This is a genomic window from Caulobacter sp. UNC358MFTsu5.1 (assembly GCF_000712075.1).
Taxonomy (GTDB): domain Bacteria; phylum Pseudomonadota; class Alphaproteobacteria; order Caulobacterales; family Caulobacteraceae; genus Caulobacter.
This window is the reverse complement of sequence record NZ_JONW01000006.1, coordinates 559,972-573,605: the sequence shown is the minus strand read 5'-3', so window position 1 is coordinate 573,605 and position 13,634 is coordinate 559,972. Positions and strand designations below refer to the sequence as shown.

Annotated in this window: 14 protein-coding genes and 1 tRNA gene; 6 read left to right on the top strand and 9 right to left on the bottom strand. The window is 71.1% G+C overall.

Going from position 1 to position 13,634, the window contains the following annotated elements; translation table 11 throughout:
- Positions 1-63 precede the first annotated feature (63 nt).
- Entirely contained in the window at positions 64-426 is a 363-nt protein-coding gene (locus tag BR39_RS0111435; protein ID WP_231499438.1) for a helix-turn-helix transcriptional regulator, read from the top strand.
- A gap of 36 nt (positions 427-462) precedes the next feature.
- Here the strand turns inward: BR39_RS0111435 and BR39_RS0111430 are convergent, their stop codons facing one another.
- From BR39_RS0111430 to BR39_RS0111420, 3 genes are all read right to left on the bottom strand, one after another.
- On the bottom strand, positions 463-1,395 hold the full coding sequence (locus tag BR39_RS0111430) for an ArdC family protein (protein WP_029911521.1): 933 nt from the start codon (positions 1,393-1,395) through the stop codon (positions 463-465).
- Positions 1,396-1,466: 71 nt separating this feature from the next.
- Positions 1,467-1,832 (bottom strand): DUF736 domain-containing protein, encoded by a 366-nt coding sequence (locus BR39_RS0111425; protein WP_051695444.1) that lies wholly within the window; start codon positions 1,830-1,832, stop codon positions 1,467-1,469.
- A 739-nt stretch (positions 1,833-2,571) separates the two neighbouring features.
- The gene (locus BR39_RS0111420; RefSeq protein ID WP_156035704.1) at positions 2,572-4,629 is read right to left on the bottom strand and encodes a ParB/RepB/Spo0J family partition protein; all 2,058 of its coding nucleotides are present in this window, start codon (positions 4,627-4,629) and stop codon (positions 2,572-2,574) included.
- A gap of 500 nt (positions 4,630-5,129) precedes the next feature.
- Here BR39_RS0111420 and BR39_RS0111415 point away from each other — a divergent pair, with 500 nt between their 5' ends.
- From BR39_RS0111415 to BR39_RS0111400, 4 genes are read left to right on the top strand one after another with little or no spacing between them, the layout of a single operon-like run.
- Positions 5,130-5,450 carry a hypothetical protein gene (locus tag BR39_RS0111415; protein ID WP_029911512.1) on the top strand — a complete coding sequence of 107 codons (321 nt, stop codon included), beginning with the start codon at positions 5,130-5,132 and terminating at the stop codon, positions 5,448-5,450.
- Positions 5,443-5,832 carry a hypothetical protein gene (locus tag BR39_RS0111410; protein ID WP_029911509.1) on the top strand — a complete coding sequence of 130 codons (390 nt, stop codon included), beginning with the start codon at positions 5,443-5,445 and terminating at the stop codon, positions 5,830-5,832. The genes BR39_RS0111415 and BR39_RS0111410 overlap by 8 nt, the downstream gene beginning before the upstream one ends.
- Positions 5,829-6,413 (top strand): alpha-ketoglutarate-dependent dioxygenase AlkB, encoded by a 585-nt coding sequence (locus BR39_RS0111405; protein WP_029911506.1) that lies wholly within the window; start codon positions 5,829-5,831, stop codon positions 6,411-6,413. Before BR39_RS0111410 ends, BR39_RS0111405 begins: the two co-directional genes overlap by 4 nt.
- Positions 6,414-6,443: 30 nt before the next feature.
- The gene (locus tag BR39_RS0111400) at positions 6,444-6,833 is read left to right on the top strand and encodes a thermonuclease family protein (RefSeq protein WP_029911503.1); all 390 of its coding nucleotides are present in this window, start codon (positions 6,444-6,446) and stop codon (positions 6,831-6,833) included.
- 288 nt (positions 6,834-7,121) lie between these two features.
- Here BR39_RS0111400 and BR39_RS0111395 read toward each other — a convergent pair.
- Positions 7,122-7,198: transfer RNA gene (locus BR39_RS0111395), tRNA-Arg, on the bottom strand.
- A 228-nt stretch (positions 7,199-7,426) separates the two neighbouring features.
- Between BR39_RS0111395 and ggt the strand changes: the two genes are divergently transcribed.
- Positions 7,427-9,166, top strand: coding sequence for a gamma-glutamyltransferase (gene ggt / locus BR39_RS0111390; RefSeq protein ID WP_029911501.1), 1,740 nt, complete (start codon positions 7,427-7,429; stop codon positions 9,164-9,166).
- Positions 9,167-9,338: 172 nt separating this feature from the next.
- Here the strand turns inward: ggt and BR39_RS0111385 are convergent, their stop codons facing one another.
- The 5 genes from BR39_RS0111385 to BR39_RS0111365 are packed head-to-tail and all read right to left on the bottom strand — an operon-like array spanning position 9,339 to position 13,523.
- Positions 9,339-10,853: a HAMP domain-containing sensor histidine kinase gene (locus BR39_RS0111385; RefSeq protein ID WP_029911498.1), complete on the bottom strand. Its 1,515-nt coding sequence runs from the start codon at positions 10,851-10,853 to the stop codon at positions 9,339-9,341.
- Positions 10,854-10,862: 9 nt separating this feature from the next.
- Entirely contained in the window at positions 10,863-11,600 is a 738-nt protein-coding gene (locus tag BR39_RS0111380; RefSeq protein WP_029911495.1) for a TVP38/TMEM64 family protein, read from the bottom strand.
- Entirely contained in the window at positions 11,597-12,673 is a 1,077-nt protein-coding gene (locus tag BR39_RS0111375) for a quinone-dependent dihydroorotate dehydrogenase (protein WP_029911492.1), read from the bottom strand. Before BR39_RS0111375 ends, BR39_RS0111380 begins: the two co-directional genes overlap by 4 nt.
- Positions 12,670-13,014, bottom strand: coding sequence for a DUF952 domain-containing protein (locus BR39_RS0111370; RefSeq protein WP_029911489.1), 345 nt, complete (start codon positions 13,012-13,014; stop codon positions 12,670-12,672). The genes BR39_RS0111375 and BR39_RS0111370 overlap by 4 nt, the downstream gene beginning before the upstream one ends.
- On the bottom strand, positions 13,011-13,523 hold the full coding sequence (locus tag BR39_RS0111365) for a histidine phosphatase family protein (protein WP_029911486.1): 513 nt from the start codon (positions 13,521-13,523) through the stop codon (positions 13,011-13,013). Before BR39_RS0111365 ends, BR39_RS0111370 begins: the two co-directional genes overlap by 4 nt.
- Positions 13,524-13,634 lie beyond the last annotated feature (111 nt).

Here is a 13,634-nt window from a genome sequence, read left to right as displayed (position 1 = left end):
TGGTCCTTGCCCCGTACCCCCTCGCCCCACCCCGTCGACGTCCATGTCGGAAACCGCCTTCGCGTGGCCCGCACGCTCAGGAACCTTGGCCAGCAGGCCGTCGGCGCGGCGGTCGGAGTCACGTTTCAGCAAATCCAGAAATACGAGAAAGGGACGAACCGTATTTCCGCATCGAAGCTGCACGAGCTGGCGGCGCAGATGAAGGTGGCGATCAGCTGGTTCTTCGAGGGGCTGCCCGGCCAGGCTCCGCAGGCTCCCGATCCTCAAACCGCCGCGCGCCAGGCGGCCGTCCATGACCTGATGGCGACGCGCGAGGGCGCGGAACTGGCCGTCAAGCTGGCGAGGCTTCCATCTCGCCAGCGCGCCCAGGTCCTGGCCCTGATCCGGGCCTTCGCCCAGGACGACCCTCGCAGCGAAATCGCCTGACGGTCGGCCGGCGGCGCGATGCCGCCGGCCGGGGCCTCAGCCCGCCGTGGCCAAGGGCGTCTCGCCCGCCAGCTCCTTGAGGAAGTCCACCGCCTTCTGGGCGTGGGCGGCGGCGCTGAAGATCGCCCGCTTGTCGCCCGACAGGACCTCCAGCCAGGAGCCGATATAGGCGGCGTGGTCGGCGCGCGGCCGAAGATCCACGCCCAGTTCGGCGCACAGGAAGGCCGCGCCCAGCTCGGCCACCAGTTCCTCGCGGGCATAGCCCGCGTCGCCGAAGCGCACGCGCCCGAAGTCGCGGTCCAAGCGCGTGGGATGGCGGGTCCAATGCACCGTCTCGTGGCCGCGCGTGGCGTAGTAGTCGTGGGCGCTGGCGAACGCCCCGAAGGCCGGCAGGCGGATGCGATCGGCCGCCGGCTCGTAGCAGGCCATGTCGCCGCCGTGGACCACCTGCGCCCCGACCGCGTCCAGGAACGCCTCGGCGCGGGCGATGCGCTCGCTTTCGGGCAGGATCGCCGGGACGGCCGTGAACCGCTCCGGCAGGCCGGCCACTTGCTCGACGTTGAAGACGGTGTAGGCCTTCAGGAAGGGGATCGAGCGTTCGACGTCCTCGCCCTTGTCGTTGGTCTCCTGCCGCGTGACGCGGTTGGCGTAGACGACGGTCGTTCCCTTCTCGCCCTTGCGCACGGCGCCGCCGAGCGAGAGGGCCTGCTGGAAGGTCATCCAGATCGGGGCGGCGTAGCCCCGCTCGACCGCCGTGCCCCAGAGGACCAGGGTGTTGATGCCGGAATAGGGCTCCAGGGTGTGGCGTAGCGGCCGGGAAACAGGGCCGGCGCCGTGCCCGGCGGTCCAGGGCTTGGTCCAGGGGGTCACGCCCTGGGCGAGGTCGGCGAGGATGTGGTTGGTGATGGTCGAATAGAGGTCTTGGCGGGTCGCGCCGTCCGGGCGCGAGGTCTCTTGGGCGCGCGACATGGCGGCCTCCTGATGGCGTTGGGGGAAAGGGCTCCCCGCCGGGCGGCGGCGGGGAGCGGTCGGCCGGGCCTTCAGGCCTCCGGTTCGGGCTGGCCTTCGGCTTCGGCCGGAACGTCGGCCTCGGCGTCGCGCTTGCGGGCCGGGCGGGTCCAGACGAGGTCGAAGCCTTCCTCGGCGGCGTAGAGCCGAGCGTTGACCGGGGCGAGGAAGCTGGGGTCGTCCAGATTGACCGACAGGAAGTCGACGCCCTTCTTGGAGGTGTGCTTCCAGGCCGCGCCGATTTCGGCGCCCTCGGCGAAGACCCGGTAGACGGGCTGCGACTTGGCCGGGTCGCCCTCGATGGACTTGAAGTCCACCTTGCGCACGTGGAGCCGCAGCGTGTGGATCGAGCCGGTGAAGCCGTCGGGCGTGGCCTTGAACGTGCCGATGCGAGCCATGGGGTAGTCCTTTCGCTTTCCTTCGGGCCGCGCCCATCGCGGCCTCGATGGCGCGCCGAAGACCGGGGTCGGACGGAGGACAGCAGGACGCTGCCAGCGGCCCCGCAGCGAAGCGGAGGACCGCCGGGCGCGGGTTTGTTGCCTCGCGAGGAAGGCGCCTGCGCCGGGGAAGAAACCCGCCCCCAAGGTTGCCGGCCGACGCCGCCTCGGTCCGGTTCAAGCCAGGAGAGGTCGCGACGGACGTCGGCCCGGTTCAGAGCGAACGGCCCTGCTCCATGCCGCCTTCGGCCGACCGAGGCCGCCCGGCGGCTTCATCCTCTCGACCCCGCGCGGGAGGCTTTGCGGGAAAAGGGGGACGCCAGCGCCATCAAGGCGATCCGGCCAAAGCGCACCTGGCGCTCCACCTTCGCCGGGGGCGCTTAAATCGGCGGCCGGGGCCACCTCCCGAAGGCCCGTCGAAAGCCTTCGGTCGATCTGGACGCCCCGGCTTCCTCGCCCCGGTCAACGCCCGGCTCTACGCCGCCGAGGACGGCTGCGACCTCGTCTGGGCCATCGGGACCCGCCAGCGTTGCGGAGGCCGACGTCCCGGCCGAAGCCGAAGGCCGGTTCGAACCGGGAGCCGAGACCCGGTCCGACCGCGCCCGCCGCCGCCCTGCGGGAAGCCCCTTCCCCGACGCCCACGGGGACCGTCCTGCCGCGCCCAGGCCGGGCCGCCCGGAGGGGCGACCCGGCCCGCCTTCTATTCGGCCGCCACCAACATCGTGACGGCCCCGTCTTGGGCGTCGCCCTCGACCTCGGCCTCGACGGACGGGTCGTCGCTCGGCCCGCCCTCCTCGTCCGCCGACGCCGTCACCGCCGGGCGGGTCCGCAGCAACCAGGGCAACCACCGGGCCTTGACGAGATCGGGCTGGGCCGCCGCGATCAGCTCGGCCTTCTTCAGGCCCGAGAGGCGCTGGGCCGTGTCGGGGGAGACGGCCTCGTCCACCGCCGCCAGCACGTGAGCCTTGGTGACGCGGGCGAGATAGCGATCCTCGGTGGCCGACCAGAAGGCCGTCATGTCGAGCCCGGTCACGGTGGCCAGGACGTCGGCGTGCGCCAGGGCCTGGCCACGACCGCCGAAGGCGCGCACGGCGTCCAGGCTGTTCGCGACACAGAAGGCCAGGAGGCTGGCGCGGCTGTCATGGTCCAGGCCGACGACGAAATCCCAGACCGCCTCCGGGTCTTCGGGAATTTGCTTGGCCCACTGGCCATGGCGCGTCTGCATCGCCTCATGGGCGGGACTGGTCTTCACCCCCTCGCCGTGCTCGGGCAGGAAGGTCGAGTCGACCTGGATGTCGAGGCACGAGGCCCGGCCGACGCCGTGGAACGTGCCCAGCACCAGGACGTGGGTGAGGGCGACCAGGGCCAGGTCCGGATCGTTGGACAGGGCCAACCGCAGGCCCGCCGTGCGGTGGGCGGTCAGCTCGGCGACGAGCTTGGCCGACAGCGGCGCGCGGGGATCGCCGTCCGCCTCCTCCGCGTCGGAGGGCGCCGGGACTTGCTCGGCGCCCATGTCGGCCTCGCCCTCATCAGCCTCGCCGTCGCCTTCCGGCTCGGGCTCGACCACCTCGTCCTCGGGCCGCACGAGGCCGCGTTCGATGCGCGGCTGACCGTCGTAGCCCAGGACGACCCAAACCCCGGCGCGGGCGAGGTCGGCCGGGTCGTAGGCCTCGGTCACGTCGTCGGCGAGTTCGGCGTCTAGGGTGGTCAGGCGCGCGGCGACCTCGGGCGGCAGGTCTTCGACCTCGCCCCATGCCTCATTCAGGGCTTGATGCTCCGCGCACCGGGCCAGACGCTCCGGCGAGGGCTCGACGGGCTTGGGCCAGACCCGCGCCAAGCCATGGCCGTGCGGGTAGTCCAGATGGGTCTCGACCCATTTCCAACCCTCGTCGGCCTTCAGGCCCGCCGCCATGTCGGCGAGCTTGGCGCCGACGAGCTGGTCGAGCAGGGCGACGTTGGAGAGGTAGCCGCCGCGATCCTCGGTGAAGAGATCGCGGATGAGCACCCCGCCCGCCGCGACATAGGCCTCCACGCCGACGAAGCGCACGCGACGGTCGTCGGCCTGCACGGTCTTCTCGGTCATGGCGCGACGAATGGCGGAGGGGTGGGCGTGCGGATAGGCCTCGAACACCTGCCGCTGGCGGTCATGATCCTCGCAGACGGTGAAGGCCATCAGCTGATCGAGGGTCAGCGCCTCTTCGCGGTAGCGGGTGATCAGGTCGGGGGCGGCGGCGGCGAGGCGAAGCCGCTGGCGCACCACGGCGGCGGTGACGCCGAAGCGCGCGGCGATCTCCTCGGCGCCTCGGCCCTGGCGTTCGGAGAGGTCGAAGAAGGCTTCGAACTCGTCGGCCGGATGAAGCGGGTTGCGGGAAATGTTCTCATCGAGGCTGACCTCCACCGCGTCGTTGGCCTCGTCCACCAGGCAGCGGATAAGGGCCGTCTTCGGAATCAACTTGCGCTTGGCCAGCAGGCGAAGGGCCAGGCGTCGTCCCTCCCCGGCCGTGACCAGGGCGTAGCCGGTCTCGCTGCCGTCGGGTCGGCGCTCGGGCTTGACCACCGGCAGGTGGATCAAGCCCTTGGCCAGGATCGAGGCGGCGCGCTGCTCGATCACCGCCTCGCTGTGGCCGCCCTTGCGGACGTTTTCCGGCGAGCGCTTGAGCTTGTTGAGGGGATAGGCGCGCTCCTCACCGGCGCGGATCGCGCCGGTCTCGGTAAGGACGAAGCCCTTTTCCACGGCGGCTTGACTGGACTGGGTCATGACGGGTCTCCCGTTGAGGGTTGGGGTCAGGCGCAAGGCGCGCCTGACCCCTGCCCGTCGGCGAGACCGGGGGGTGCAAACGGAGCGTCGGTTCGCGGGGAACCGCCTGCAGGGCGTCGAGCCCTGCGCGCGGGTCGCTGCTCTTCGTGCACGCCCGAAGGTGGGCGGAACCGATGCGAAGTGCGCCGGGGGGCAGCGCCCCCAAGCCACGCGGTCGCGCAGCGGCCGCCTCTTCGTAAAATGAAGACTGCAAGGAGCCCGCGCATGCGCGTGGCGGGAAGCGGCGCCGAGCGGGCGGCGGCGCCCCAAAGGCGCCCACCAGGCGTCGCGCCCGAGGGAGCGGCGAAAGCCGCGGGACCGAGCGTGACCGCCGGCCGCTCTCGAAACCCGGCGGAAGCCGAACGCGAAAGCGGACGGCGCGAGCCGCCCTGCGTCTGTTGGCCCGTTGACTCTCGCCGCCATCGGAATGAGAACATTTCAAGAACAATATGGAGCCGCCGATGCCTACCCCACGTGCTGGTCAGCGCGCGACCAATCGCGCCCCGAGGACGCCTCGGGTCTATCAGCGGACCATCGCCCGGCTCACCCGGATGGCGGTCGACGAGGGCTATGGAGCGGACCGGACCCGGCGGACGCTGCACTTCCTGCTCCACACCCATCGCGGCCTCAACAGCCCCGCCGACTATGTCGACCCAAAGAACGTCCCCGAGTTCGAGGGCGACGTGGCCTGGTTCGAGGTGGAGAAGATCGAGCGCGGCGGAGACCATCGCTGGCCCTGGTGGCGCGCGGTCCGGCAAGTGGAACCACCGGCCGATGCCTGAGCCCAGCGACAGCGATCGGCGCAAGGCCGCCCAGATGGAAGCGTGGCTGGCGTCGTCGCGCCTGGTCGACGCTCTGGAGCGCGGCTGGGAAGTCCACTTTCGGTGCCAGTACTGCGGCACGACCAAGACCTGGCGGCGCGACGTCATGCTGGGCCGGGCCCGCGGCCTGCTGGGCGAGACCTTCGCCGGCATACAGCGCAAGGCGGCGTGCCCGCGCTGCCCAGGTCGCGTGCCGATCATCTGGATTTCGGGGATCCAGGAACCGGGCGCGAGAGCCGAGCAGCTGCGCTGGGCCTTGATCACCTCCCTGCTCGACGCCGGCCTGAACCCGAGCGACTACGGCTACGGCTGGCGACCGTCCGCGGCGACTGGAAAGCCATGACTCTGCAGCCGAGCCTGTTCGACCTGCCGATCGCGCCGCGAAATCCGCTGCCAGAAGGCTTCCGCTATCAAGCCGGGCTGGTTACGCCGCAGGAGGAGCGTGACCTGGTCGCGCGCCTGGAGACGCTGGCGTTCGCACCCTACGAACACCTGGGCTACCTGGGCAATCGTCGGGTGGCGGCCTTCGGCTGGCGACGCGGCGAGGATGGGACGATGGTCGAGACCGGCGAGGGCGTGCCCGACTTCCTGCAACCCCTGCTCGCCAAGGTCGCCGCCTTCACCGGCCTGGCGATCGAGAGCTTTCGCCACGCCCTAGTCACCGAATACGCCGCCGGCGCCGGCATCGGCTGGCACCGCGATCGACCGCCCGCCGTGGCCATCGCAGGCGTTTCGCTGCTTTCGCCCTGCACGTTCCGCCTCAGGCGCAAGTCCGGGGAAGCCTGGGAGCGCGCCTCGATCACGGCCGAGCCGCGATCGGCCTATCTGATGAGCGGCCCCTCGCGCAGCGCCTGGCAGCACAGCATCCCGCCGGTCGAAGCCCTGCGCTATTCAGTGACGTTCCGTACCGTCGCGCGGCCCTAGGCCCCGACGCGAACCAACCTATGGAGCCCCATGCCCACTTCGCTCGTCGCCGCCGCGATCATCGCCTGCACCGCCCCGACCGTTCATGACGGCGACACCTTGCGCTGCGGTCCTGACCGTATTCGTCTTTTCGGCGTCGATGCGCCCGAGGTGCGTCGGGGGCAAACCCCGGCCGAGCCCTTCGCCTACGAAGCCCGCGACGAGCTCATCCGCCTGACGCGGGGCCGAGTGGCTTGCCGTCCCGTCGATCGGGATCGGTACGGCCGAATTGTCGCCAAGTGCTGGTCCAGCGAAAGCCCCGACCTCAACGCGGCCTTGATCCGTTCAGGCTTCGCCACGGAGTATCGCCGATACAGCAAGGGCCTCTACGCGGGGGAGGAAGAACAGGCCCGCCTCGCAAAGCGTGGGCGGTGGCGCTAGCCGAGGGTCAGGTGCGATCGGCGAAATCGCACCGCGCGCGGGCGTCGGCTCGCCTCGGCGATGGACTCGGCGCGGGCACGCCCACCAACGCGAATCAGCTTGGATCGCCTCCAGGATCGCGCCGCGACGGCCTGACGCGTGAATGGAGCCATGGCGAAAGAGTGGGGGCTATGGCGAACTTGAGCGGCCGTTATTCCATGGCCCCTTACTAGAACCCTGACTAAGGCGCACCTCTAGTCAGGTGCGACCGGGCCGATCAGGCTAAATGTTTGATTTTCTTGGAGAAAATGGCGCGCCCGGAACGATTCGAACGTCCGACCCTCAGATTCGTAGTCTGATGCTCTATCCAGCTGAGCTACGGGCGCGCACTGCCTTTCGGCGAGGCGGGGGAGATAGCCCGGACGATCCGGGGACGCAAGCGCCTTTTGATGCAGAATGCGCGAAGTTTGTGGAGAAGGGCTTCCAGGCCTTGACCCGCAAGGCTCCGCTCCCTTCTTGAGAGGAACGACCTTGGCCGTGCGGGGATCGCGATCACGCCCTCCCCGTTCCATGACCAGGGCCATGTGCCCCGAGTCCTTCGACGAAAGTTCGCCATGCGCCTGATCGCCCCGCTGCTCCTCGCCCTGATCGCCGGCTGCGCGCCCCTCTCGGCGGAGGCCCGGCCGCCCGCGGAAGGCGCGGTCGCCGCCCCGGAAACGGGGAAAGCCCCGGCCTACAAGCCCAGCGGCATGGTGGCGGCGGCCAATCCCCTGGCGGTGGAGGCGGGCCTGCGGGTGCTGCGCGACGGCGGCACGGCGGTGGACGCGGCCGTGGCGGTGCAGGCCGTGCTGGGCCTGGTAGAACCGCAGAGCTCGGGCCTGGGCGGCGGCTCGTTCATGGTCTTCTACGACGCCAAGACCGGCAAGGTGACCGCCTATGACGGTCGCGAGAAGGCGCCCCAGGGGGCGACGCCGCAGCTGTTCATGGGCCCGGACGGCAAGCCGCTGGACTTCGTGACCGCGGTGCTGTCGGGCCGCTCGACCGGCGTGCCCGGCGCGGTGGGCATGCTGGCCCAGGCCCAGAAGGAGCACGGCAAGGCCGCCTGGAACAGCCTGTTCAAGGACGCCGAACGCCTGGCCGACGGCGGCTTCACCGTCAGCCCGCGCCTGGCCGGCATGATCAACAGCAAGCGCGTGCCGCAGAACACCGCGCCGGACGTGATCGCCTATTTCACCAAGCCGAACGGCCAGCTCTACCAGGCCGGCGACACCCTGAAGAACCCGGCCTACGCCGCCACCCTGCGCGACCTGGCCGCCAAGGGCCCCAGCGCCCTCTACGAGGGCCCGCTGGCCCAGAAAATCGTCGACCGGCTGCGCCAGGGCGACCTGGCCTCCAGCATGACCCTGGCGGACCTGAAGGCCTACAAGCCGCGCTCGGCCGACGCCCTGTGCCGGCCGTGGAAGGTCTACACCGTCTGCGTGCCCAACCCGTCGTCCAGCGGCGTGTCGGTGATCCAGGCCCTGATGATGCTGGACCACACAGACATCGCCCAGCGCGGCCCGACCGATCCCGTGGCCTGGACCCTGCTGGCCCAGGCCGAGCGGGTGATGTACGCCGACCGCGACCGCTACGTCGGCGACCCCTCGTTCGTGAAGGTGCCGATCGACGGCCTGCTGGACCCGGCCTATGTGGCGCAGCGCGCCAAGCTGATCACCGACACCGCCGGCCCCGCGCCCAGCTTCGGCCTGCCCAAGGGCGCGCCCGTCGTCGGGCCCGACAGCACCCGTGAGCCGGCCGGCACCACCCACATGGTCATCGTCGATCCGCAGGGGAACGTGGTGTCGATGACCACCACGGTCGAGAGCGTGTTCGGCTCGGGCCGGATGGTCGGCGGCTTCTTCCTCAACAACCAGCTGACCGACTTCAACTTCGACCCGCATGACGGCGACGGCGCCCCCGGGGCCAACGCGGTGGCCGGCGGCAAGCGCCCGCGCTCGTCGATGGTCCCCATCGTGGTGCTGGACAAGGACGGCAAGTTCCTGGCCGCCGTCGGCTCGCCGGGCGGCTCGGCGATCCTGTCCTATAACCTCAAGGCGATGGTCGGGGTGTTCGACTGGGGCCTGACCATGCAGCAGGCCATCAACCTGCCCAACCTGGTGGCGCGCGGGGACATGTTCTCGGCCGACGTCGAGCGGTTCGGCCCGCAGATGACCTCGGCTCTGCAGGCGCGCGGCGTGGCGATCCGCACGGGCCAGGTCGAGGGCTCGGGCCTGCACGGCGTGATCGTGCGGCCGGGCGGCGTGCTGGAAGGCGGCGCCGATCCCCGCCGCGAAGGGGTGGCGAAGGGGCTGTAAGAAACCCTCTCCCGGAGGGAGAGGGCGGGGCCCGCCGCGCAGCGGTGGGAGGGTGAGGGGTTACACCCTCGCCGTCTTCTCGCGAACGTCCTGCCGGCACGCCGTCTGACGCTTAACCCCTCACCCTCCCATGCTGCGCATGGGTCCCTCCCTCTCCCTTTGGGAGAGGGTTTCAAGGCTTCGACTTCGCTTTCGGCTTGGCCTCTTCCGCCGGCGCTTCCGGCAGGGGGTCGGGCGTGCCCGCCAGGGTCAGGTCGAACACCGAGCCGCCCGGGCCGGTCTCGACCAGGGCCAGGTCGCCGCCGTGGCCCTGGGCCAGCTCGCGGGCGATGGCCAGGCCCAGGCCCGTGCCGCCGCGGCGCACCGAGCCCACGAACGGCTGGAAGAGGTTGTTGCGCGCCTTCTCCGGCACGCCCGGACCGTCGTCGGACAGCCGCAGGACGCTCATGCCCTCGGCCCGGCGCAGCTCGACGAACACCCGGCCCTTGCCGCCGCGATCCGGCGCGCCCTCGATGGCCTCGCGGGCGTTGCGCAGCAGGTTGGTGAGGATGCGGTGCAGCTGGTCGGGGTCGGCGATCACCTGCTCGCGGCTGTCGATCACCGTCTCCAGGGCCACGCCCGAGGGCTGCAGGCCGGAATCCTCGGCGGCCATGTCGAGGGCGGCGCGCAGGGGCGTGGTGCGCAGGGCCGGGGCCGGCTCCTTGGACTTGCCGTAGGCCATGACGTCGCTGGCCAGGGTGATGGCGCGGTCCAGGGCCCGCTCCAGACGCGGCAGGGCCTGGGCCACCTTGGGATCGCCCAGGGCGGCCAGGCGGTCCGAGGCCATCTGGGCGCTGGTCAGCATGTTGCGCAGGTCGTGGTTGATCTTGGCCACCGCCTCGCCCAGGGCCGCCAGGCGGGCCTTGGCCTGCAGGGCGGTCAGGAGGTCGGTCTGCATCATGTCCAGCTCGCGCTCGGCGCGGCCGATCTCGTCGCGGCGGCGAGAGACCACCACCCGGGCGGCGGGATCCTCGGGGTCGGCGCGGAACCGCTCCATGGCCTGGGTGATGCGCTGCATGGGCCGCACCAGCAGGAAGTTCAGCGACAGGTAGATCAGCCCGCCGGCCAGGGCGGCGACGAAGACCGTCACCCCGGCCAGCCGGCCCAGATTGGCGATCAGCTCGGCCTTCAGCTGGGCGTCGGGCAGGACGATCTCGACGAACTCGGCCTCCTGGCGGAAGCGGGGCTCGGCCATGACCCGCACCATGCTGCCGGGCTTGCTCTTCAGGGTGAAGAACGGCGCGGCCAGCCACGAGCCCGGGTTCTGGCGGCGCAGGTCGACCAGATAGGGCGTGGTGATCTTCAGGCCGCGCGGTTCGGTGGGCAGGACCAGGCGCCGGGCGCCGTCGACCTCGAGCGCCACGATCACCACACCGGCCTGGTCGAGCAGTTGCTGCGACACCCGGTCGGTCACCCGCCGCTCGGGGTCGGCGTCGGCGATGGTCGAGGCCAGTTCGGCGGCCCGCACGCGGTCCAGCAGCCACTGCTCTTCCAGATAGGCCATGGCCGGGGGCAGGATGACCGCGCCGGCGATCGCCACGAACAGGGCGGTCAGCAGCAGCAGGCGCGCCGACAGGCCGCCGGGCCACGGGAAGCGACGCCCTGGCTTGGCTTTTTCCGGAACGGACGGCGTGACCGGCTCGGTCATCTGTCTGGGTTACTTCAGGTCTGGGGCTTCGGCAACGCGTCGGCGTCGCCAATAGCGCCATAGCGGCGGCAGGAGGGCCAGGGCGCCCATCGCCATGATCGGCAGATAGATGCGCGGCGAGAACAGGGTGTGCATCGTCACCGGCTCGCCGCTGGCGAAGATGTGGCCCAGGCCCGCGCCGATGCCGGCATAGACGAACGAGCTGGGCACCATCCCCAGGAACGAGGCCAGCAGATAGGTCCGCACCGGGATGTTCATCAGGCCCGAGGCGACATTGACCAGCAGCAGCGGGAAGGCCGGGATCAGGCGCAGGGTCAGCAGGTACGAGAAGGCGTCGGCCTTGAAGCCCTCTTCGATCCGGACAAGCAGGGCGCCGGGCTTGCGGCGCAGGAAGTCGCCGAAGGCCGTGCGGCAGACCAGATAGACCACGGTCGAGCCGCCGGTCGCGCCGGTCACCGCCGCGAAGCCGCCGCCGATCGGGCCGAACAGGAAGCCGCCGGTCAGCGACAGGATCAGGGCGCCCGGCAGCGAAACGGAGACCGTGGCCACATAGATCACGACATAGATCGCCGCCGCCTTGAGCGGGTTGGCCGCGGCGTAGGTCTGCAGGGCCTGGCCGTGGGCCTGCAGGGTGGCCAGGTCCAGCTTGCCCGCCAGGCCGCTGGCCAGGGCGACGACCAGCAGGATCAGAAGGGCGCCCAGGGGCCCGAACCGGCGCAGCCAGGCCAGGGTGGCGTCGGGCGTCATCCGGCGCCGACCGCGTCGGTCACCGAGGCGAAGCCCTCGGCGCGCAGGCGGGCGGCCAGGTCGGCCTTGATCCGCTGCACCAGGCCCGGACCGCCGTAGACCAGGGCCGAATAGAGCTGCACGGCGCAGGCGCCCGCCTTGATCTTGGCCAGGGCGTCGGCGCCGCTGGCGATCCCGCCCGCGCCGATCAGCGCCAGATGGCCGGTGTTGACCGCGTGGAAGCAGGACAGCACGGCGGTCGAGGCGGTCAGCAGCGGCTTGCCGGACAGGCCGCCGCTCTCGCCTTTCTCGGGCGAGGCCAGATGGTCGGGCCGGGCGATGGTGGTGTTGCTGACGATGATCCCGTTCAGGCCGTTCGCCGTGGCGGTCTCGACGATGGCCTCGACCTCGTCGTCGGCCAGGTCGGGCGCGACCTTCAGGAAGATCGGATAGTCGACCGTGCCGGCCGCCTTCAGCAGGCCCCGCGCCTCGGCGATGCGGCCCAGAAGCTCCTCCAGCGCCGCCTTGGTCTGCAGCGCGCGCAGGCCGGGCGTGTTGGGCGAGGAGATGTTGACGGTGAAATAGTCCGACAGGCCCCACAGCCGCGTCAGGCCGGTCACATAGTCGGCGATGCGGTCGGTCGCGTCCTTGTTGGCCCCGATATTGGCGCCGACGACGGGCGGGCGGCCTCCGGCGGCGCCGCGGGCCTTGAGGGCCGACAGCCGCTCGGCGAACGGCTCCAGTCCCTCGTTGTTGAAGCCCATGCGGTTGATCACCGCCTGGTCCCGCGTCAGGCGGAACAGGCGCGGGCGCGGATTGCCCTCCTGGGCCAGGGGCGTGACCGTGCCGCACTCCACGAAGCCGAAGCCGGCCCGGGACATGGCGGCGGGGACCTCGGCGTTCTTGTCGAAGCCGGCGGCCAGGCCCACGCAGTTGGACAGCGGCAGGTGCGCGATCGTGCAGGCCAGGATCGGGTCGTCGACGTCGTGCTGGCGCGGGCCCAGGCCCATCTTCAGCCCCTTGATCGCCCAGCCGTGAGCGTCCTCGGGGTCCAGCGCGTGCAGGGCGCGGGCGGCGATGTCGTGAAGGCTCATGCGGGCAGCTCGCCCAGGATCGGCACGCCGTCGGCGTCCAGCGCCAAGGCCCGCTCCGCGATCACCTCGTCCGCCTTCAGGTCGCGGAACAGGTGCGGGAACAGGGCCCCGCCGCGCGAGGCCTCCCACTTCAGGGCCTCGCCCAGGTCGTCGGCCTCGACGGTCAGCAGCATCAGGCCGTCCTGGCCCTTGAAATAGAGCTCGGCCGTCTTCTGGGCGGTGTCGTGGCCGGAGAAGTGGATGAAACCGTCGGCCAGGTCGACCGCCGAGCCGCCGAAGGTCCCCGAGGCGCGGGCCGCGTCCCATTCGGCCTTCGGGAGGATCTTGTAGATCTTGCTCATTCGCCGCCGTGTCCGCCGTTTTCCGAAGCATAGAACAGGTGGCTCAAGGTCGGGGCTCCATCGGGGGCGATCGAAAAGACCGCGACGGTGGCGGTCGGGAACTTGCCGCGCAGCTGGGCCAGCTTGGCGGGGTCGGCCGGGCCGCCCATGGCCAGGCGCAGGGCCAGCTCGTGCAGGCCGGGATTGTGGCCGACCACCATCACCGTCCCGCCGTCGGGCGCCTCCTCGCGAATCGCCGCCAGCACGTCCTGGGCCTCGGCGTGGTAGAGGTCGCGGCGCAGCTCGGATCGGGCGTCGGGGAAGGCCGGGGCGGCCGCCTCCCAGGTCTCGCGCGTGCGGCGGGCCGAGGAGACAAGGGCCAGGTCCGGCGACAGGCCGGCCTTGGCCAGGACCTTGCCCATCAGGGCCGAGTCGTTCTGGCCGCGCGGCGCCAGGGCGCGTTCGAAGTCACCGCCCGAGGCGGCGTGCGGTTCGGCCTTGCCGTGGCGCATGAGGATCAGTCGGTCCATGATCCTCCATAGCCTTCGCCGGGGCGCTCCGGAAGCGCGCGGTTGGCGAAGGCCGCGCTTGACGAAGGCCATGGTTGACGAAGCCCACGGTTGACAGGGGGGGCGCCAAGC